This is a genomic window from Pseudomonas sp. NPDC086566 (assembly GCF_050280885.1).
Classification (GTDB): Bacteria; Pseudomonadota; Gammaproteobacteria; order Pseudomonadales; family Pseudomonadaceae; genus Aquipseudomonas; species Aquipseudomonas vlassakiae.
On the sequence record NZ_JBNNWD010000007.1, the window covers coordinates 77321 to 96212 of the forward strand.

Genomic DNA, 18892 nt, shown 5'->3' on the forward strand with positions numbered 1-18892 from the left:
GGCGCAGTATTCCCACGTTCCGCCCTTCGGGGCGGAACCTGTTTCTGTTTCAAGGATTCGGAGTCGTTATGGCTGGTCATTCCAAGTGGGCGAACATCAAGCACCGCAAAGAGCGCCAGGATGCCAAGAGAGGCAAGATCTTCACCAAGTGGATCCGTGAGCTGACCGTCGCTGCCAAGCAAGGCGGTGCCGACCCGGGCTCCAACCCGCGGCTGCGCCTGGCGTTGGACAAGGCCCTGGGCGCCAACATGAGCCGCGACATCATCGATCGCGCCGTGGCCCGTGGTGCCGGCACCAACGAAAGCGACAACGTCGAAGAGCTCAGCTACGAAGGGTACGGCCCGGGTGGCGTGGCGATCATGGTCGAGGCCATGACTGACAACCGCAACCGGACTGCCGCCGCCGTGCGCCATGCCTTCACCAAGTGTGGCGGCAACCTCGGCACCGACGGCTCGGTCGCCTACCTGTTCGAGCGCAAGGGCCAGATCAGCTTCGCTGCGGGTATCGACGAAGATGCCCTGATGGAAGCTGCAATGGAGGCCGATGCCGACGACGTGGTGGCCCACGACGACGGTTCGTTCGACGTTTTCACCTCGTTCAACAGCTTCTATGCCGTGCGTAACGCGCTGGAAGAGGCGGGCTTCAAGGCCGCCGACGCGGAAATCGTCATGCAGCCGACCACCAGCGCGGAGCTGGACCAGGAGGGCGCCGAGAAGGTGCTCAAGCTGATCGATATGCTTGAAGACCTGGACGACGTGCAGAACGTCTACTCCAATGCGCAGATCTCTGACGAGATCATGGAAAAACTCGGCTAAGGTGTTCTGGCGATCAATGCCGGAGCTTTGAATTTGTCGGCGCTTGTACCGGCCCTTTCGCGGGTAAACCCGCTCCCACAGTTACTGCACTCAATCCGAAGCTGGTGCAGTCGCTGTGGGAGCGGGTTTACCCGCGAAAGGGCCGGTACAGTTTGCACACATGCATGCTTTTAAAAACGGGCCCTATGACTCTGATTCTTGGTATCGACCCCGGCTCGCGCATTACCGGCTACGGTGTGGTTCGCCAGACCGCCCGTGGTTGCGAGTACGTGGCGTCGGGCTGTATCCGCACCGGCAGCGGCGAGTTGCCTGAGCGGTTGCAGATCGTTTTTCGCGGTGTCAGCGAGATCATCGCCCAGCACGGCCCGGTGACCATGGGCATCGAGCGGGTGTTCATGGCGCGCAACGCCGATTCCGCGCTGAAGCTGGGCCAGGCTCGCGGCGCAGCCATCGTTGCTGCCATCGAGGCCGGCCTGGAGATCGCCGAATACAGCGCCAGCCAGGTCAAGCAGGCAGTCGCTGGCAGTGGCGGGGCCAATAAAGAACAGGTGATGCTGATGGTCATGCATCTGCTCAAGCTGACCCAAAAGCCACAGATCGATGCTTCGGACGCCTTGGCCATCGCGATGTGCCATGCCCATACCCGTTCCAGCCTGGTGCCCCACGGCCTGGCCACGGCGCGGCGGCGAGGCGGGCGCTTGCGTCTGTAAGCGCTTCATGCGCTGATACACATTTTGTCCGGGTGAAACGTTCTCCCGGTGCATTTGCTGATAGGGTTGAGCGGTCTTCGACCGGCTCCCCGAGAGGAAGGATCGGAACGTGATTGGACGTTTGCGCGGCACCTTGGCGGAAAAACAGCCGCCGCACCTGATTATCGACGTCAACGGCGTAGGCTACGAGCTGGAAGTGCCGATGACCACCCTGTACCGTCTGCCCAAGGTTGGCGAGTCGGTGACCGTGCATACCCACCTGGTGGTGCGTGAAGACGCCCACCTGCTCTACGGCTTTGCCGAAAAGCGCGAGCGCGAGCTGTTCCGTGAGCTGATTCGCCTCAATGGTGTGGGCCCAAAGCTGGCGCTGGCGCTGATGTCCGGCCTGGAAGTGGACGAGCTGGTGCGCTGCGTGCAAGCTCAGGATGCTGCGGTGCTGGTGCGCGTGCCAGGCGTCGGCAAGAAGACCGCCGAGCGCCTGTTGGTCGAACTGAAGGACCGCTTCAAGGCCTGGGAAACCTCCCCGGCCATGTTCACCCTGGTCTCCGATGGCCCGCTGCCTGTGGCCAGCGAGTCTTCCGCCGAGGCTGATGCGGTCAGCGCCCTGGTGTCCCTCGGCTACAAACCGCAGGAAGCGAGCAAGGCCATCGCCGCGATCAAGGACAAGGCCGGCCTGAGCAGCGAGGAACTCATTCGTCGCAGCCTTAAAGGGATGATTACCAAGTGATCGAAGCCGACCGTCTGATCGCCGCCAGTGGCCGCGACCGGGAAGAAGTCCAGGACCGTGCGATCCGCCCGTTGCGCCTGGACGAGTACATCGGCCAGCCGGTGGTGCGCGAGCAGATGGCGCTGTTCATCCAGGCGGCCCGTGGGCGCGGCGAATCGCTCGACCATACATTGATCTTCGGCCCGCCCGGGCTGGGCAAGACCACCCTGGCCAACATCATCGCCCAGGAAATGGGCGTATCGGTCAAGAGCACGTCGGGGCCGATCCTCGAGCGGCCGGGTGACCTGGCGGCGATGCTGACCAACCTTGAACCGCACGACGTGCTGTTCATCGATGAAATCCACCGCCTGTCACCGGTGGTCGAGGAAGTGCTCTACCCGGCGATGGAGGACTTCCAGCTGGACATCATGATCGGCGAAGGCCCTGCGGCCCGGTCGATCAAGCTCGACCTGCCGCCGTTTACCCTGGTTGGCGCGACCACCCGGGCCGGGATGCTGACCAACCCGTTGCGTGACCGCTTCGGTATCGTCCAGCGCCTGGAGTTCTACAGCGACAAGGACCTGGCGACCATCGTCAGCCGTTCGGCCAACATCCTTGGCCTGGCCATCGAGGAGCACGGCGCCTATGAGATCGCCCGGCGTGCCCGCGGCACGCCACGTATCGCCAACCGCTTGTTGCGCCGGGTGCGCGACTACGCCGAGGTGCGCGGCAAGGGCCAGATCACCAAGGCCGTGGCCGACATGGCGCTGAACCTGCTGGACGTCGATGAGCGGGGCTTCGACCATTCCGACCGCCGCCTGCTGCTGACCATGATCGAGAAGTTCGACGGTGGCCCGGTGGGCGTGGACAACCTGGCTGCGGCCATCAGCGAGGAGCGGCATACCATCGAGGATGTGCTCGAGCCCTACCTGATCCAGCAGGGGTACATCATGCGCACCCCGCGCGGTCGCGTGGTAACCCGGCATGCCTACCTGCACTTTGGCTTGAATGTGCCTGGCAGCCTGGCCGGACCAGCCGAATTTTCCGAGCCAGCCGATGAATGACCGATCAAAACCTGCTTTTCGTGGTCCTACCGCTGGCATGCCGATGGTGCGCTGGCAATTCGACATTAATGATCAAAAAACAGTTGCCGCAGCGGATTGGCAAGCTGAGGAGTAAGCACTAGAGTATGCGCGCGCAAAATGGCCTGGAACCGTTCGCACACCGTTGTCGCGTCTATTACGAAGATACCGATGCCGGTGGCGTGGTGTATTACGTCAATTACCTGAAATTCATGGAGCGCGCGCGCACCGAGCGCCTGCGGCATCTGGGCTTTTCCCAGTCGCAGTTGGCCGAGGACAACCTGCTGTTCGTGGTTCATTCCAGCGAAGCCCGCTATCACGCACCGGCACGGCTGGATGACGAGCTGAGGGTCACCGCGCAAGTACTTGAACTCAATCGCGCCAGCCTGCGCTTCGTGCAGCAGGTCTGGCGGGAAAAAGATGAAACGCTGCTCTGCGAAGGGCAGTTCCTGGTGGCCGCCGTGCGCGCCGACACTTTCAAACCCCGAGCCATACCCCCAGAGCTGCGCGACGCCTTTGTGGCGGACGGCTCGGGTAATCAATCGAACGCAGGAGAATAAGCGTGGAAGCTAACGTCGTCGACCATACCTCCATGTGGAGTCTGGTCAGCAATGCCAGCGTGGTGGTACAGCTGGTAATGCTGACCCTGGTGGCTGCCTCGGTCACCTCATGGATCATGATCTTCCAGCGCAGCACCATGCTGCGCGCCGGTCGTCGTGCGCTGGATGCCTTCGAGGAGCGCTTCTGGTCGGGTATCGACCTGTCCAAGCTGTATCGTCAGGCTGGCAGCAACCCGGACCCGGACTCCGGCGTGGAGCAGGTCTTCCGTGCCGGCTTCAAGGAGTTCTCGCGCCTGCGCCAGCAGCCGGGCGTTGACCCGGACGCGGTCATGGAAGGCGTGGCACGTGCCATGCGCGTGGCCATCTCGCGTGAAGAAGAAAAACTCGAGCAGAGCCTGCCGTTCCTCGCCACCGTGGGTTCGACCAGCCCGTACATCGGCCTGTTCGGTACCGTGTGGGGCATCATGAACTCGTTCCGCGGCCTGGCCAGTGCCCAGCAGGCCACCCTGGCCACTGTCGCCCCGGGTATCGCCGAAGCGCTGGTCGCCACCGCCATCGGCCTGTTCGCGGCGATTCCTGCTGTGATTGCGTACAACCGTTTCGCGGCGCGCAGCGAAGTGCTGATCGGCCGTTACTACACCTTCGCCGACGAGTTCCAGGCGATCCTGCACCGCAAAGTGCACACCAGCGAAGAGTAATCAGGTAGAAGCCCATGGCCCGAGTTCGCCACAAACGCAAGCCCGTCGCCGAGATGAACGTGGTGCCCTACATCGACGTGATGCTGGTACTGCTGGTCATCTTCATGGTGACGGCGCCCATGCTCAACCAGGGCGTGAAGGTCGACCTGCCCAAGGTTTCCAGCGAAGCCTTGCCGCAGGACAACAACGTCCAGATCCTCACCATCTCCATCAAAGCCGACAAGACCTACTACTGGAACCTCGGCAGCGAAGTCGATACCGACAAGCAGATGGACAAGGCCATGACCTTGCCGGACATGACCAGCGCAGTGACCAAGATCATTGCCGCCGGTCGCGATCAGGGCAAGCAGACCCAGGTCTTCATTCGAGGCGACAAGGCTGTCGACTACGGCGCCGTCATGGGCGCCATGGGCGGGTTGCAGAAGGCCGGTGTCGGTAACGTTGGCCTGATTACCGAGGCGCCCTGATGCAACAGCGAGAGCCATCCGCCTCGGAAAGCTACTTCTGGCCCAGTGTCTGGGCCATCGGCCTGCATGTGCTGGTGTTCGCCCTGCTGTTCGTCAGCTTTGCCATGACGCCTGAACTGCCGCCTTCCAAGCCGATCGTTCAGGCTACCCTGTATCAGCTCAAGTCCAAGAGTCAGGCGACTACCCAGACCAATCAGAAGATTGCCGGGGAGGCGAAGAAAACCGCCTCGCGCCAGACCGAAGTCGAGCAGCTGGAGCAGAAGAAGGTCGAGCAGGAGGCCATCAAGGCCGCGGAACAAAAGAAAGCCGACGCCGCTCAAAAGGCTGAAGAAGCACGCGAGGCCGCCGAAGCCAAGAAGGCCGAGGAGGCTGCGAAGGCTGCCGAAGCCAAGAAAGCCGCCGAGTCCAAGAAAGCCGAAGAGGCGAAGAAAGCCGCTGAGAAGCAGCAGGCTGACATCGCCAAGAAAAAGGCCGAGGAAGAAGCGAAGAAGCAGGCTGAGGAAGAAGCCAAGAAAAAAGCAGCCGAGGAGGCCAAGAAGCAGGCCGCCGAGGAGGCGAAGAAGAAAGCAGCCGAGGACGCCAAGAAGAAAGCGGCGGCCGAGGAAGCGAAGAAAAAGGCAGCTGAAGAGGCCAAGAAAAAGGCCGCTGCAGATGCACAGAAGAAGAAAGCACAGGAAGCGGCCCGCAAGTCGGCGGAAGACAAGAAAGCTCAGGCACTGGCCGAGCTGTTGTCCGACACCACCGAGCGGCAGCAGGCCCTGGCTGACGAGCAGGGTGACCAGGTGGCCGGCGACTTCGACGACCTGATCCGCATGCGCGCGGCCGAGGGCTGGGCACGTCCGCCTTCCGCGCGTAAGGGCATGACGGTGACCCTGCAGGTCAACATGTTGCCGGACGGCACCGTCACCGGTGTCAGCGTGATCAAGTCCAGCGGCGATGGTCCGTTCGACAGTTCGGCGGTGGCAGCAGTGAAGAACATCGGTCGTCTGACCGAGATGCAGGGTATGAAGCCGAGCGATTTCAATCGTTATCGTTCGTTCAAGATGACATTTACACCTGAGGATCTAGCGTTGTGATTAAACTCCTTCGAGGAATGCTGGTCATGCTCTGCTGCGTGGCCGGCATGGCCATGGCAGAGGAAAAGAACATCCTGGTCACCAGCGGCAGCGATCGGGCCACGCCCATTGCGGTAGTGCCGTTCGGTCTGCAGGGTGGCAGCGTGCTGCCGGAAGACATCGCCGACATCATCGGCAACGACCTGCGCAACTCGGGCTACTACTCGCCGATTCCGCGTCAGAACATGATCAGCCAGCCTACCCAGGCCAGCGAAGTCATCTTCCGCGACTGGAAAGCGCTGGGTGCCCAGTACGTGATGGTTGGCAGCATCGTGCCTTCGGGCGGTCGCCTGCAGGTCCAGTACGCGCTGTTCAACGTCGCCACCGAGCAGCAAGTGCTGACCGGTAGCGTGGCGGGCAGCACTGACCAGCTGCGCGACATGGCGCACTACATTGCCGACCAGTCGTTCGAAAAGCTCACCGGCATCAAGGGTGCATTCTCTACCCGCATGCTGTACGTGACGGCCGAGCGCTTCTCCACCAACAACACCCGCTACACCCTGCAGCGTTCGGACTACGACGGTGCCCGTGCGGTAACCCTGCTGCAGTCGCGTGAGCCGATCCTGTCGCCACGCTTCGCGCCGGACGGCAAGCGTATCGCCTATGTGTCGTTCGAGCAGAAGCGCCCGCGGATTTTCGTGCAGAACATCGATACCGGTCGCCGCGAACAGGTGACCAACTTCGAAGGCCTGAACGGTGCGCCTGCCTGGTCGCCTGATGGTTCGCGCCTGGCGTTCGTGCTGTCCAAGGATGGCAACCCGGACATCTACGTGATGAACGTGGCCTCGCGCCAGATCAGCCGTGTGACCGCCGGCCCGGGCATCAACACCGAACCGTTCTGGGGCAAGGATGGCAACACCCTGTACTTCACCTCCGACCGCGGCGGCAAGCCACAGATCTACAAGCAATCGGTCAGCGGTGGTGGTGCCGAGCGTGTGACGTTCGTGGGCAACTACAACGCCAACCCGAAACTGTCGGCGGATGAAAAGACTTTGGTAATGATCCATCGCCAACAGGGCTTCACCAACTTCAAGGTGGCGGCACAGGACTTGCAGCGCGGAAGTGTAAAGATTCTCTCGGAAACAAGTCTTGATGAGTCGCCCACTGTTGCGCCTAACGGCACCATGCTAATCTACGCCACCCGCCAGCAGGGCCGGGGAGTCTTGATGCTCGTGTCGCTTAACGGCCGTGTGAGGCTCCCACTTCCTACCGCTCAAGGCGAAGTCAGAGAACCGTCCTGGTCCCCTTACCTGAACTGATTGCGGCGTAATACGTTTTTGCTTAACACACTGGGGTTTCATTAGGAGTTTCACGATGGAAATGCTGAAGTTTGGTAAATTTGCTGCGCTGGCTCTGGCCATGGCCGTAGCTGTAGGTTGCTCCTCGAAAGGCGGTGACAACGCTGGCGAAGGCGCTGTTGATCCGAACGCTGGCTACGGTGCCAACACTGGCGCAGTTGACGGCTCCCTGAGCGAAGAAGCTGCCCTGCGCGCAATCACCACCTTCTACTTCGAATACGACAGCTCGGACCTGAAGCCAGAAGCCATGCGCGCTCTGGACGTTCACGCCAAGGACCTGAAAGCCAACGGCAACCGCGTTGTCCTGGAAGGCAACACCGACGAGCGCGGCACCCGCGAGTACAACATGGCTCTGGGTGAGCGTCGTGCGAAAGCCGTTCAGCGCTACCTGGTTCTGCAGGGCGTTTCCCCTGCTCAGCTGGAACTGGTCTCCTACGGCGAAGAGCGTCCAGTTGCCACCGGCAACGACGAGCAGTCCTGGGCTCAGAACCGTCGCGTAGAACTGCGTAAGTAAGTTCTTATGCGTATGTGCCGTCGTGCTGTAACCGTCCTCGCACTCAGCCTTCCGCTCTCGGCGTGGGCTGCGGTTCCTGTAGTTGATGACAACGGGGGTGCTTACCCACCTTCCGGTTATGGCACGAGCGGCGCCTATGCCGGCGCAGGGGCTTCGACCCCTGCTTCGGCACAGGGCCAGCTGTTCATGCAGCTGCAACAGATGCAGGATCAACTTTCCCGTCAGCAAGGCATCATCGAAGAGCTGCAAAACGATGTGTCGCGCATGAAGCAGGAAAACCTGGAGCGTTACCAGGATCTTGATCGTCGCATCAACAGTGGTGCCGCGCCTGCCGCGACTCCCGACAATTCCTCCACCGGTGGTGCATCCAGTGCTGCCGCCGGTGCAGCAGCAGGCGCCGCTGGCGCTGCTGCACAACAACCGGCCGCCAGCAGCGAGCCCGGTGATCCGGCGAAAGAAAAGCTCTATTACGACGCAGCTTTCGACCAGATCAAGCAGAAGGACTTCGACAAGGCCAGCCAGGCGTTCAACGCCTTCCTGCGCAAGTATCCGAACAGCCAGTACGCCGGCAACGCCCAGTACTGGCTGGGTGAGGTGAACCTGGCTAAGGGCGACCTGCCAGCGGCCAGCCAGGCGTTCGCCCAGGTCAGCCAGAAGTACCCCAAGCACAGCAAGGTGCCAGATTCGCTGTACAAACTGGCTGACGTCGAGCGCCGCATGGGCCACACCGACAAGGTCAAGGGCATTCTGCAGCAGGTTATCACCCAGTACCCCGGCACCTCCGCCGCGCAACTGGCGCAACGCGACCTGCAGAAGCTCTAAGCTGCACCTTTGCAAGAAACCCGCGCCTGTCGCGGGTTTTTTCGTTAGAATCACTGCCCTTTTATAAACACGCTGTAGCGGATAACGCCATGTCGAGTCCGCGACAGTGCCTGACGGAGGCGGACAGCCTGTTTAGCTGTCACGCCCGTGGCGAGCATGCAAGACACATTACGCATCACCGAAGTCTTTTACTCTTTGCAGGGTGAAACGCGAACGGCTGGGCTGCCCACGGTATTCGTGCGCCTGACCGGTTGCCCCCTGCGCTGCCAGTACTGCGACAGTGCCTACGCCTTCACTGGCGGCACCATCCGCACCCTCGATTCGATCCTTGAACAGGTGGCCGGCTTCAAGCCGCGTTACGTCTGCGTCACTGGCGGTGAGCCGTTGGCCCAGCCGAACGCCTTGCCGCTGTTGCAGCGCCTGTGCGATGCCGGCTACGAAGTTTCGCTGGAAACCAGCGGCGCCCTCGATATCTCGGGCACCGATGTGCGCGTCAGCCGCGTGGTCGACCTCAAGACCCCTGGGTCGGAAGAGTCGCACCGCAACCGCTACGAGAACATCGAGCAGCTGACCCGCAACGACCAGGTCAAGTTCGTCATCTGTTCCCGCGAGGACTACGACTGGGCAGTGTCCAAGCTCATCCAGTACAACCTGGCCGAACGCGCTGGCGAGGTCTTGTTCTCGCCCAGCCATCACCAGGTGAGCGCGACCGACCTGGCCGACTGGATCGTCGCCGACAACCTGCCCGTGCGTTTCCAGATGCAGCTGCACAAGCTGTTGTGGAACGACGAACCCGGACGTTGATTGAGGAGTGAAACAGATGACTGATAAACGCGCAGTGATCCTGCTGTCTGGCGGCCTCGACTCGGCCACGGTCGTGGCCATGGCCAAGGCCGAAGGCTACAGCTGCTACACCATGAGCTTCGACTACGGCCAGCGCCATCGCGCCGAACTGAACGCCGCCGCCCGCGTCGCCCGTGACCTGGGCGTGGTCGAGCACAAGGTCATTGGCCTCAACCTCGATGGTATCGGTGGCTCGGCCTTGACCGACAGCACTATCGATGTGCCGGAAGCTCCGGGCGAGGGCATTCCCGTCACCTATGTGCCGGCGCGCAACACCGTGTTCCTGTCGCTGGCACTGGGCTGGGCGGAAGTGCTGGAGGCGCGTGACATCTTCATCGGCGTCAACGCCGTGGACTACTCCGGCTACCCGGATTGCCGCCCCGAATTCGTCGAGGCGTTCGAGCGCATGGCCAACCTGGCCACCAAGGCCGGTGTCGAAGGGCAGGGCTTCCGCATCCAGGCGCCGCTGCAGAACATGAGCAAGGCGCAGATTGTGCAGGCGGGTATTGCCCGGGGCGTGGACTACAGCCTGACGGTGTCCTGCTACCAGGCCAATGATGAAGGCCAAGCCTGTGGCAAATGCGACAGCTGCCGCCTGCGTGCTGAGGGATTCAAGGCGGCGGGCGTAGCAGATCCAACCCGCTACTTCTGACAAAAGGTTGGCTCGGGTATTGATTTCCCGTTAGAAATCAGTATTATACGCGCCAACCAGCGGGTCGTTAGCTCAGTTGGTAGAGCAGTTGGCTTTTAACCAATTGGTCGTAGGTTCGAATCCTACACGACCCACCATATTCACAGCGGTTCGTGAGTGCTAGAGAGGGGGGCTTGCCACAGCCATGTCTAGTCTTGCAGCCGTCTGGAGCGAACCTTAGGCTCGCTTCACCGTGATGTCAATATGAAATAGCCCGCATCCTGCATTGGTTTGCGGGCTTTTTCGTTGGTCCAGCCAGCGTTAGCACCTGCCTTCACTCCTGTCCGACCTGCACCTAGTGCTCCAAGAAAAAAACCAGGAAAAACAGCTTCGTAGCTGAGGCAGATCATCGTTTTTCGGCCACGGTCAGTCCTGCCGATTCCGGCATGCTCAAAAAAACCTGCAGTTATAGCTGAGGTGTCAGCTCCACCTATACGACCCGACGGCGTTGACCGAGGGCGCTATGTCCATCAGGGCGGCAGGGTCGAAAGCGTCTTCTGAGAGACTGCATGGGGGGATACCAAGGTCAGCCCATAGAGTGCCAGGTCCATCCCATCCCAGTTCGTGTGAGAGCCCCGTCGTAGGTGCGGAAATTTTCTCTAGCGGATATTTCTTAGGGCGCTTCTGCTTTGGTAGCGCGGCGAGTAATTCGTAGGCGGTAGGTGACTCGAGTTCGAGAAAGCTGCGAATTTCCGTGGGAGTAGTTTCTCTGGAAGTAATTTCGATATCCGCAAGGGTGTGCTGCGCTTGAGCCTCTTCTTGTGGAAGTGCTTTCGGCTGGGGAGGTTCAGGCCTAGCAGGATCTTCTCGGCGTTCGAGCCTAATAGCTCCTTGGTGAAGACTCCGCTCGTCCAGTACAGCTCGCATATGTTCGTAATCGACTTCGATATAACTCATCGTCGTCGCAATGTTCGAGTGATTCAGCAGTGCCTTCGTCAGATGAATATTGCGTTCTGGTTGCCGCATCAAATCGGTAGCCAGCGTGTGTCGAAACCTATGCGGCGTCATCCGAATGCCAAACGCATGGGTGAGCTTTTTGAACATGTCCTCAATTTGATGGATGTTCATCGTTTTGGACCTGTAGTGGATCGAAAAACGATTCACATTAAATAGCTGGTCTTCATCCCTGAACCCCACTTTCTTGGCAGCAGTAACGATTCTTTCTATATGTGGTTCAAGCCCCTTCATGATGGGGATACAGAATCCTCTGTGAGTTTTTTCTGTTTCTGCATTCACATAAATGAGTTTCCTGGTCCAGTCGATATCACGTAGTCTGATACACAGCAGCGCGTTCAAGCGTATGCCTGTGTAGTAAAAGATCTCGAACGTGGCTAGCCAAAACCACGCTGGGGTGATCCTAGCGCGCGCGCCAGTGGTCTCCTCTTCGGCCACGAGGCTATTGAGCCATAGTCGTGCGCTCTTGATGGCATCGCCTTCAATGATCTTACTAGGCCGCTTTGGTGGAATTAGTGTGGTTTTCTTAAATGGGTTAGCAAGGGAGTCTGGGAGTATTCCATACTCCACCCCATAACCCCACATCGTGCGCAGGTGATTTGAGTATGTATTCCAGCTACGCTTTGATAGTCCTCCTTCGATGACTTTGTTTCGCCAGGCGAGAATGGAGCGCCTATCAATCGACTCGATCTCTACACTTTTGCCAAAATTTTTTTCCAGTGACTTAATCGCAGCGCCGTATGTCTTCGCGCTAGCCTGTCTTAAGTCATGGTCGGCCAAGTACTCCTGAAGCAGATTTTGCGGGGTCATTTAGCAGTCCCTTCCGTCACCCTTCGCAAACTAGGGTTGTTCATGGGCTGCTCTGAAAATACTAATTTCGGATCTTTGAGAACGTAGCCTCTCAATTGGGAGGTTTTTCTCGGGCCTATCACATCGTAGGTCCAGATGTTCAGCTGGTTAGTAGTTTTTTCGTGGGTTTTTTCTTTTTCAAAAGCGCGCTGTACATATTGCCATGCTGCTGTGCCAGATTTTCCGATGCTTTTCTCAATCTCTGGATGCTCAAGTACATATCGCTTGAAAATCCCAGGGGTGACTAGCATTGCAGTGTCGTCGACAGTATGTACTAAGGCTTTGGTATCGTTAATGATCAATTTGTGAGAGGCAACACCTGCTTTTACCCAAGCGACGAAAGCCCCTCCTAGCGTATTACTGGTTGGCATTGTGGTGACATCGTTCCTTGCAGCATTCCGTGCTGTGGCTGCTAGAGAATCCTCAGCCGTTTCATCCTCGTCTACTCCTTTGTCGAGAGGTGAATCGGCTGCTGAGCCATAGCTAGCACTTGGCTCGACTGATGGCCCAGTGATATCACTATACAGCGACAGCAGTTCTTCGCGCTCAACTGATTGGAGCTCAGCGGATGGAGCTGGCTGCATCAGCTGTCGGGGCTGGGATAGTGGTCGAGGGGCTTGGTCCATACCTTCGATTGGCTCATCCGGTACCGCGCAGACGGTTTCTTCACTGATTTCCTTCTGCGGGATTTGTACCGGCTCCTGATCCAGGGTGAGAGTGCCCGCGTACTGAACAGGTCGATCATCCGGATTTGGCCATACCAGTGCCGGCGAGACTTTCAGGAAGGTGAAGCTGTTCTTCCAACCGCGGCCGTTGTCGATGGTGGCTTTCCAGATAGCTTTATCTTGGGCATTGGTTTGGATGATTGCCTGGTCCTGCAGCATGTTGAAGAAGGGGGCATTTGAGGTTGGCACTCCCTCGATACCCTGGGCCAGCATGTACGCTCGGAGTTGGTCCGCTGCAGGTTTACTCACCAACCAAAGAGCATCCTGTGTCAGCCACCCATCCGCCGGTCCATCTGGCTGATTGAGCTTGAGTTTCTCTCGCACGAGGAATCGGAGGCCGTCGGCGAGCTGCCGCTGCAGTGATTGTTTGGGTGCTGTAAGCGCGCGCTCCGGATTTCCGCCCAACTGCTGAGCAACGGAAGCTTTGTCTGCCTGGACCACAATTTCGCCAAGGATGCCGGCGTGCTCGTATTGACCTGCGAGGAGGTAGACCAGCTGCCTCCATAGTTCTGGAAAACCACTGAGCCAGTCCAGGATTCCGGTGTCCAGAACCTGCATATAGACCAAAGCTGAAGCAGCACCGTGTAGCTGGTACTCCCTGCCTTTGACGTATTTGAACCGGTAGGGGCTGTTGATCGGTCCGTGCCACGGGTGCCACGCTCGGCCACCCTCGATCTCCACGCGGAGGTCAACAGCAATCTTTCCTAAGTCGTGCAGCAAAGCACCGTACGCTGCTGCTGCGGTCCATGCCTCGGCCTGGGCTGACTGCGATTCCGGTGGCGCTCCGATAGGCAGAAGGTGTGTCTGACGGATCTTGAGAGCGTAAGCCATGATCTCGAGGCCGTGGTCCAGGAGGCCACCAAGATGGGCATGGTGATGGTTTTCAGAGGCAGGGAGCAGCTGCACCAGCTCTGCGTAGCGCTCGAGGGGTTTCAGGTAGAGAGTGTTGAACTGAGCTCGTGAGAGCGAAGCCCGGCGCCAGATATTCTCCAGGAGCTGCTGGCGGAGCGGGCTCTGCAGTAAGGCTGCTGCCTTCGCCGGCTGGTGGTAGCCTTGCGTTGAGGCCTCGGGCGATGGTTTGGCTGAGCGGCGGCCTAGCCAAGATAGGAGATGCATAAAGGGCTCCATGGAGTGTGCATGGAGCGGGCTTTTCGGCTAAATCGCTTATGATATCAACGTGAAATCAAAACTTGCTCGGATACCTATTTTAGGGCAAAGTGCTATCACGACTAAATTTTTGGATAATTATATGTCTGATAAAGTAAGTTTTTTTGAATTGACCATTGAAGATGGCGGTGGTCGATTAATTAAGTTTTCTGTCCGGCCGGAGTCCGATTCTCTTAAGAGTCTTTACCGCATTGTGGACGGGAAAGGTAAGGATTCGCATGTCACAACAGAATTTAAAGTGGAGAGAAATGTTAATTATGTGATTGTCGCTCTTCTTCTGGTAGAAAACGGGCTTGTATATTCTTATGAATACAATGAGGCTGAGTCGGCTGTATATTTCGGTAAGCTGTCGAGTCTGGTGCCTGTAAACTTGCCGAGTTGATGGCATTCAAAGCCCTTCCCGCTTAGCGGCCATTTCGGGTAGGGCTTTTACCCTTGTGTTCCATTCCATTACCCGTTAAAGCCCATTTGATTTTGGTCCATTTACCCTTTACTGCTTGAGCAGTTGTTTCAAATGCTGAGACACCTCCATCGCGTCATGTAAAACTCGTAGGATCTCTACGACCTGGTTTTCCCCTGTCCGGTAGAACACGATATGGCGGGGTCTGATTATCCGACCGTCAGTCATTTTTAAGACATGGAACCCAAGATGTAGGCTGCGCAGGCCAGAAGAAATGTCATCACGTAATGTACTGTCGATGTGCAGTGGGTCATCGGCAAGGGATTGAAACGTCGCCTGAAGCAAGTCTTTATACCGACCGTTTACGGACTCACCGAGCCTCATCTGGGTGAAGCGAAGGGTGTCGGCAATATCGATCTGTGCCTGGGCTGCAATGCGTACTACGGGCCTATTCATGCTCGCTTGCTCGCAGGTCTTCCGAGGGTGTGGAGATATACAGCAAGATTAGCTGGATCGACCTCCTCGTAATGACCTGCCTCGACCTGCATCATGGCCACGGATGTTGCGTTCCGTAGTGCTTCGAGCCTGGCTGACTCAGCTGCTTCATGCTCGAGCAGCATCCGAATACCCGCGCGCACGACCTCGCTGAAATTCTGGTAGCGCCCGGTATCGACGAGATCATCAATCAACTGTTCCATCGGCTTAGGAACGACGACGTTATGGGTTGCCATGCTGAGATCCTGATAAATGGGCATGGCGTTTTATGCCATACCGCTTGCGAAAAGGGCAAATGTGCCGTATATCTGATGCGAAGATGCTCTCATGGAGCGAGGAGATCGACCATGCCCAACGCGACTAATACCTCGATAGCATTCCGTGTCGGCCAAGCACTTGGAGGCCTGGCACGCTTCTGGCTGCACGATCAGAATCCAACATTGCGCTGGTTGAAACGTGCATCCGTCGTGGTTTTCCTCGCATTGGTGGCATACAACTCTTTCAGCTGGTTAGTCTCAGTAATGCTGACTGTTCTAGCCCTCGGGCTGGGGGTTGCCATGCTCACTAAGATGGATATCTCGCAAACACCATCTCAGGACCGAGATGCTCCTTATGGTCGCGACGCATTCGGTGCGCCTCTCGATTCATGGGGTGACCGGCGAGATGGGTTTGACAGAGACTAGAAGAGCAATGCCCCAGATCTTCTGATCCGGGGCACGCTTGCTTCAGGACTTGCTTGCTGCAGATTTAATTGCCCCCTCAGCCATGCCACCTGCTGCTCTGCCTGCTTGGTGAACGCCTTCCGTACCTTTCGTAAGACCGTTCAAGATGTTTCCAGTCTGCACTCCTGACCATGCAAGTGCTGCTACCCAGAACAGTGGAAGCAGGATAAACATAGCTCCCATGACGAAGTTTAAAATGGCATCTTGCGTCGTGGTGTTTAAACCCATCACTGGATTAAATGACAGGTGTGGGGAACCAGAACCGTAGAGCACGTCGATTATTGTACTGTCTATCCAGCGTGCAAGCTGGAACCAAAAATCAACGAAAATCAGAGCGAACATTACAACAGACATGGTCATAGCGACCTTTAGTTGATATGCGCCCAGGATCAATACAAAGGGTATGCAGATCACAATGGCCATTTTGAGGAAAGCCATCACCATTGGCAGGGCTTGCCGAACCATGTCCATCGCTGGGAAGTAGGCAAGGGAGCCCACTGCGACACCGAGGGTGCCGCCAGCCCGGGCAAGCCCGTTCCACGCGGTCCCACCGATCTGTCCACCATAGTCGGTGTAGACGTCCCCGGTGACCTGGCTGGACGGCGATACGAGCTGGCGGATCATGGAGTCGGTCACTTCCTCCTGAGACAGCCACTTTGCCCATCCCAGGAACTGGTTCAGAAGGCTTGGATCGACCTGAGCTTTCAGTCTGTCCCGAAGGCCGATGCTCTCATCCGACCACCATTGCTTGCAGGTTGGATATCCACCACCCCCGGTTACCTGTGGCATCCCGTCATCACGTTTCGTGTCATATGGCCAAGCGGTACGCGGTGTCCTCGAGTAGTCGGTGTCGTAGTAGCCGGATGTGTTCAGGAGGTAGTGGGACCCGATCCAGTTCAGGTCCTGCAGGGCCTTCTCGTCTTTGGCGATCGAGCTGACATCGGGCTGACGCATGAACAGGCGAGCCCGGGAGGGACCGAAGCAATCATGGGTGAAGTCAGCCACTTCTTGGGCGAGGAGAGGGTTTCCAATCCTCATTGCGTCGACCTCCATGCGCATCTGCCGAAGATCGGTCCCACAAGGTATGGCTGCGACGGCGCCGCTGTTCAACCCTTTGGACAGCGCATGTACCAAGGCCCACCAGACAGGCACTTTGGCACTCTTGCCGGCCAATGAGCTGAAAGTCGTGTTCCAGCCGGTATCGGCGGGACCCGGCGTGAGTACCTGGCACTGCTGTCCGCGTTGCTGATCGAACTGGAGGGTGTCAAAGCCTACGGAGATGGCTGGTACCGCGCACAGGGACACCACCACATATCCAATGTAGAGCTGGGTTTCGATACGAGCCAAGGACAGCACGCCCTTATTACCTTCATCCGCCCCCTCGCCACGCACCTTGATCCATTCACGTGCCACGATGATGATGAAGGGCAGGGCGAACAGCCCAGTATCGGAGATCATGTCCCAGATACCATTGTTGATGATCCACCCGACCAGGGTCAGGTAATACTCCAGGTAGTCATTCGTGTAGAGGGTCATAGCACCTCCGACCAAGCGATTGGCGCCTTCGAGATCTCGATGATTACGAACAGCAGGAGAACCAGGAATTCGATTCGCTGCATGGCTTTTGAGGGTTGACCAGGCTCTGGTTCAGGCAGGCGTGCCTTGAGCTTCACCCACGCGAAGACGATGCTGCAGTAGAGGGCAAGCCGCCATAACAGCATCGGCAAGTAGTTGCCCTCACGCCATTTCAACCAGGAATCGAACAGGCCCAGATGGTTGACCGCGATGATGCCGAGCAGCACGCTGAGCAACAGCATCACCGCGCTGATGAGCACGCCGCCCAGCAAGATCTTGAGGCGGTTGGTCTTCTTCTCGACTTCATGGGGCATGGTCAGTCCTTCCCGGAAGGCTTCTGCAGCTGGATCAGGCGATCCTGTTCTGGGGCCGCGTCATAAACCGCCCGTGAGTTCTCGGAACGGGCCTGGCTGCGCTCGATGATTTTCATCGGGGAGTTGTTGGCGAGTTGCTGTCGCATGTCGAGCTCGGTTTTCAGATTGGTGATGAGTTGCTGGAGCGTGTCGACCTGACCGAGTGTTGCCTCAACGGCCAGCTTGTTCGCATTCACGTTGGGCTCCTTGCTGCCTGTAATCAGCATGCGCTGCAGTAGGAGACCTTTCTCCAGGACATCAGCCAGGGCGACCTCGGATGCCAGTCGCGAGGCCAGTACGGCTTGGTCCCGCTCGTCACGCAGGGCTGTTATAACGCCGCGGGTAATGGGGAGGGAGTCGCTGCTGGCTTCACGAAGCTTTTCGGAGGTGATCTGTGTCCCGGGCTTCAAGAGCTCCTGCAGTGCCGCGAGCTTCTTGTCGTATGTTTCCTGGATCAGCGGCGTTAAGCCCACACCGGGTGTTGAGGTGGTGGTGCAGCCTTCACAGGTCTGCAGCTGCTGCTCACCCAGGACCCGGTTTGCGAACTGGGCGGCTTCGGCCGGAGATTCCCAGCTGCCGCATACCAAGCCATTGGAGCAGCTGGACTGCGGGATGCTCGAGGTGTCCTGAGCTGCGCGATTGTTGAGAAGGTTGTAGCCTGCTTTGGCGACGTCCCCGACCACCTTAATGGGCTGTTGTCCATTGCCACCGGCTTGCTTCCCGCCGACCCAGGTCACGCCGTTGGATCCTGGTGCTTGTTCGACCTTGTCGACCACGGCTACGGCGTCGTTGCTGGATGCCAGGGCCTGCCCCATCTTCTGACCCTCTGCAACCTTGCCCCATCCCATCTGGCCACCCGCGATGTCGGCCATTCGTTCGGCCATCGCCCTGCAGGTTCCCTTCGATCGGTCGTAGTCGAGGCGCGCCTGCAGGATCCCGTTCGTCAGTAGGTTATAGAGGGCGGGATTGGCCCGCTGCAGGATCATCGCCGGCAGTGATGTTACTGCGCCGGTCGCGTTCTGGATGACGCTTCCCATGATCTGCTGGAACCCCTGCGTTGCTCCGTTCAACTGGTTCTGCAGCGTGTTGCTGAGGTCCATATTTCCGCATACCAGGTTGTTCTGCCAGCCGGCACCAACGGTGATGCTCTCCATCTGTCCAGCGCTGCCCATCTGAACAGCACTGCCACCCCCGATGCTGTAGAGCACGTCATCTCCGATCACGCTGCCCTGGGATTCGACTTTGATTGGGTCTGCGGCCTCGGCTATGCACCAAGTGCAGGTAAGGCCAGCTGCGAGAGTGATCGCGATGGTTAACTTATTCATTGAGCG

At 58.4% G+C, this 18892-nt stretch carries 22 protein-coding genes and 1 tRNA gene; 16 read left to right on the forward strand and 7 right to left on the reverse strand.

The annotated features are described in order from the left end of the window. Nucleotides 1-68: 68 nt before the first annotated feature. The 14 genes from ACQKPS_RS17300 (at nt 69) to ACQKPS_RS17365 (ending at nt 10419) form a co-directional block, all read left to right on the forward strand. The gene (locus ACQKPS_RS17300; RefSeq protein ID WP_176507804.1) at nt 69-815 is read left to right on the forward strand and encodes a YebC/PmpR family DNA-binding transcriptional regulator; all 747 of its coding nucleotides are present in this window, start codon (nt 69-71) and stop codon (nt 813-815) included. 185 nt (nt 816-1000) lie between these two features. Beyond that, nucleotides 1001-1525, forward strand: a complete 525-nt coding sequence (gene ruvC, locus ACQKPS_RS17305) for a crossover junction endodeoxyribonuclease RuvC (RefSeq protein WP_054883402.1) — start codon at nt 1001-1003, stop codon at nt 1523-1525. Nucleotides 1526-1634: 109 nt separating this feature from the next. Then, the gene (ruvA, locus tag ACQKPS_RS17310) at nt 1635-2252 is read left to right on the forward strand and encodes a Holliday junction branch migration protein RuvA (protein WP_427605034.1); all 618 of its coding nucleotides are present in this window, start codon (nt 1635-1637) and stop codon (nt 2250-2252) included. Further along, complete coding sequence (gene ruvB, locus ACQKPS_RS17315; protein WP_254483722.1) at nt 2249-3295, forward strand: Holliday junction branch migration DNA helicase RuvB; 1047 nt, start codon at nt 2249-2251, stop codon at nt 3293-3295. Before ruvA ends, ruvB begins: the two co-directional genes overlap by 4 nt. Nucleotides 3296-3420: 125 nt before the next feature. Continuing rightward, nucleotides 3421-3873, forward strand: a complete 453-nt coding sequence (ybgC, locus tag ACQKPS_RS17320; protein WP_254483723.1) for a tol-pal system-associated acyl-CoA thioesterase — start codon at nt 3421-3423, stop codon at nt 3871-3873. A gap of 2 nt (nt 3874-3875) precedes the next feature. Then, complete coding sequence (gene tolQ, locus ACQKPS_RS17325) at nt 3876-4571, forward strand: protein TolQ (protein ID WP_027919953.1); 696 nt, start codon at nt 3876-3878, stop codon at nt 4569-4571. Between the two features lie 14 nt (nt 4572-4585). Then, nucleotides 4586-5038: a protein TolR gene (tolR, locus tag ACQKPS_RS17330; RefSeq protein WP_008090221.1), complete on the forward strand. Its 453-nt coding sequence runs from the start codon at nt 4586-4588 to the stop codon at nt 5036-5038. Next, complete coding sequence (gene tolA, locus ACQKPS_RS17335) at nt 5038-6114, forward strand: cell envelope integrity protein TolA (RefSeq protein WP_054883397.1); 1077 nt, start codon at nt 5038-5040, stop codon at nt 6112-6114. The genes tolR and tolA overlap by 1 nt, the downstream gene beginning before the upstream one ends. A gap of 17 nt (nt 6115-6131) precedes the next feature. Next, nucleotides 6132-7412 carry a Tol-Pal system beta propeller repeat protein TolB gene (gene tolB, locus ACQKPS_RS17340; protein ID WP_176507941.1) on the forward strand — a complete coding sequence of 427 codons (1281 nt, stop codon included), beginning with the start codon at nt 6132-6134 and terminating at the stop codon, nt 7410-7412. A 55-nt stretch (nt 7413-7467) separates the two neighbouring features. Next, nucleotides 7468-7965, forward strand: coding sequence for a peptidoglycan-associated lipoprotein Pal (gene pal / locus ACQKPS_RS17345; RefSeq protein WP_023381906.1), 498 nt, complete (start codon nt 7468-7470; stop codon nt 7963-7965). A gap of 6 nt (nt 7966-7971) precedes the next feature. Then, complete coding sequence (gene ybgF / locus ACQKPS_RS17350; RefSeq protein WP_254483724.1) at nt 7972-8787, forward strand: tol-pal system protein YbgF; 816 nt, start codon at nt 7972-7974, stop codon at nt 8785-8787. A 156-nt stretch (nt 8788-8943) separates the two neighbouring features. Further along, nucleotides 8944-9591, forward strand: a complete 648-nt coding sequence (gene queE, locus ACQKPS_RS17355; protein ID WP_079229347.1) for a 7-carboxy-7-deazaguanine synthase QueE — start codon at nt 8944-8946, stop codon at nt 9589-9591. Nucleotides 9592-9607: 16 nt separating this feature from the next. After that, nucleotides 9608-10282, forward strand: coding sequence for a 7-cyano-7-deazaguanine synthase QueC (gene queC / locus ACQKPS_RS17360; RefSeq protein WP_427605038.1), 675 nt, complete (start codon nt 9608-9610; stop codon nt 10280-10282). Nucleotides 10283-10343: 61 nt separating this feature from the next. Then, nucleotides 10344-10419, forward strand: a tRNA-Lys gene (locus tag ACQKPS_RS17365). A gap of 322 nt (nt 10420-10741) precedes the next feature. Here the strand turns inward: ACQKPS_RS17365 and ACQKPS_RS17370 are convergent. Next, nucleotides 10742-12085, reverse strand: coding sequence for a site-specific integrase (locus ACQKPS_RS17370; protein ID WP_427605040.1), 1344 nt, complete (start codon nt 12083-12085; stop codon nt 10742-10744). Next, the gene (gene mobH, locus ACQKPS_RS17375; RefSeq protein ID WP_427605041.1) at nt 12082-13965 is read right to left on the reverse strand and encodes a MobH family relaxase; all 1884 of its coding nucleotides are present in this window, start codon (nt 13963-13965) and stop codon (nt 12082-12084) included. The genes ACQKPS_RS17370 and mobH overlap by 4 nt, the downstream gene beginning before the upstream one ends. 61 nt (nt 13966-14026) lie before the next feature. Between mobH and ACQKPS_RS17380 the strand changes: the two genes are divergently transcribed. After that, the gene (locus ACQKPS_RS17380; RefSeq protein ID WP_427605043.1) at nt 14027-14398 is read left to right on the forward strand and encodes a hypothetical protein; all 372 of its coding nucleotides are present in this window, start codon (nt 14027-14029) and stop codon (nt 14396-14398) included. A 108-nt stretch (nt 14399-14506) separates the two neighbouring features. On the opposite strand, the gene ACQKPS_RS17385 is transcribed toward ACQKPS_RS17380, so the two are convergent. Then, nucleotides 14507-14872: a type II toxin-antitoxin system RelE/ParE family toxin gene (locus ACQKPS_RS17385; RefSeq protein WP_427605045.1), complete on the reverse strand. Its 366-nt coding sequence runs from the start codon at nt 14870-14872 to the stop codon at nt 14507-14509. Next, on the reverse strand, nt 14869-15147 hold the full coding sequence (locus ACQKPS_RS17390) for a type II toxin-antitoxin system ParD family antitoxin (protein ID WP_427605047.1): 279 nt from the start codon (nt 15145-15147) through the stop codon (nt 14869-14871). The genes ACQKPS_RS17385 and ACQKPS_RS17390 overlap by 4 nt, the downstream gene beginning before the upstream one ends. 111 nt (nt 15148-15258) lie before the next feature. On the opposite strand from ACQKPS_RS17390, the gene ACQKPS_RS17395 reads away from it, so the two are divergent. After that, a complete protein-coding gene (locus ACQKPS_RS17395; protein WP_427605049.1) occupies nt 15259-15594 on the forward strand; it encodes a hypothetical protein in 336 nt (111 codons plus the stop codon). A 42-nt stretch (nt 15595-15636) separates the two neighbouring features. Here ACQKPS_RS17395 and ACQKPS_RS17400 read toward each other — a convergent pair whose 3' ends face one another. Genes ACQKPS_RS17400 through ACQKPS_RS17410 form a run of 3 tightly spaced genes read right to left on the reverse strand, consistent with a single transcriptional unit; the run spans nt 15637 to nt 18886 of the window. Beyond that, nucleotides 15637-17169 (reverse strand): conjugal transfer protein TraG N-terminal domain-containing protein, encoded by a 1533-nt coding sequence (locus ACQKPS_RS17400; RefSeq protein WP_427605051.1) that lies wholly within the window; start codon nt 17167-17169, stop codon nt 15637-15639. Further along, on the reverse strand, nt 17166-17522 hold the full coding sequence (locus ACQKPS_RS17405) for a hypothetical protein (RefSeq protein ID WP_427605053.1): 357 nt from the start codon (nt 17520-17522) through the stop codon (nt 17166-17168). The genes ACQKPS_RS17400 and ACQKPS_RS17405 overlap by 4 nt, the downstream gene beginning before the upstream one ends. 2 nt (nt 17523-17524) lie before the next feature. Continuing rightward, a complete protein-coding gene (locus ACQKPS_RS17410; RefSeq protein ID WP_427605055.1) occupies nt 17525-18886 on the reverse strand; it encodes an integrating conjugative element protein in 1362 nt (453 codons plus the stop codon). Nucleotides 18887-18892: the final 6 nt, after the last annotated feature.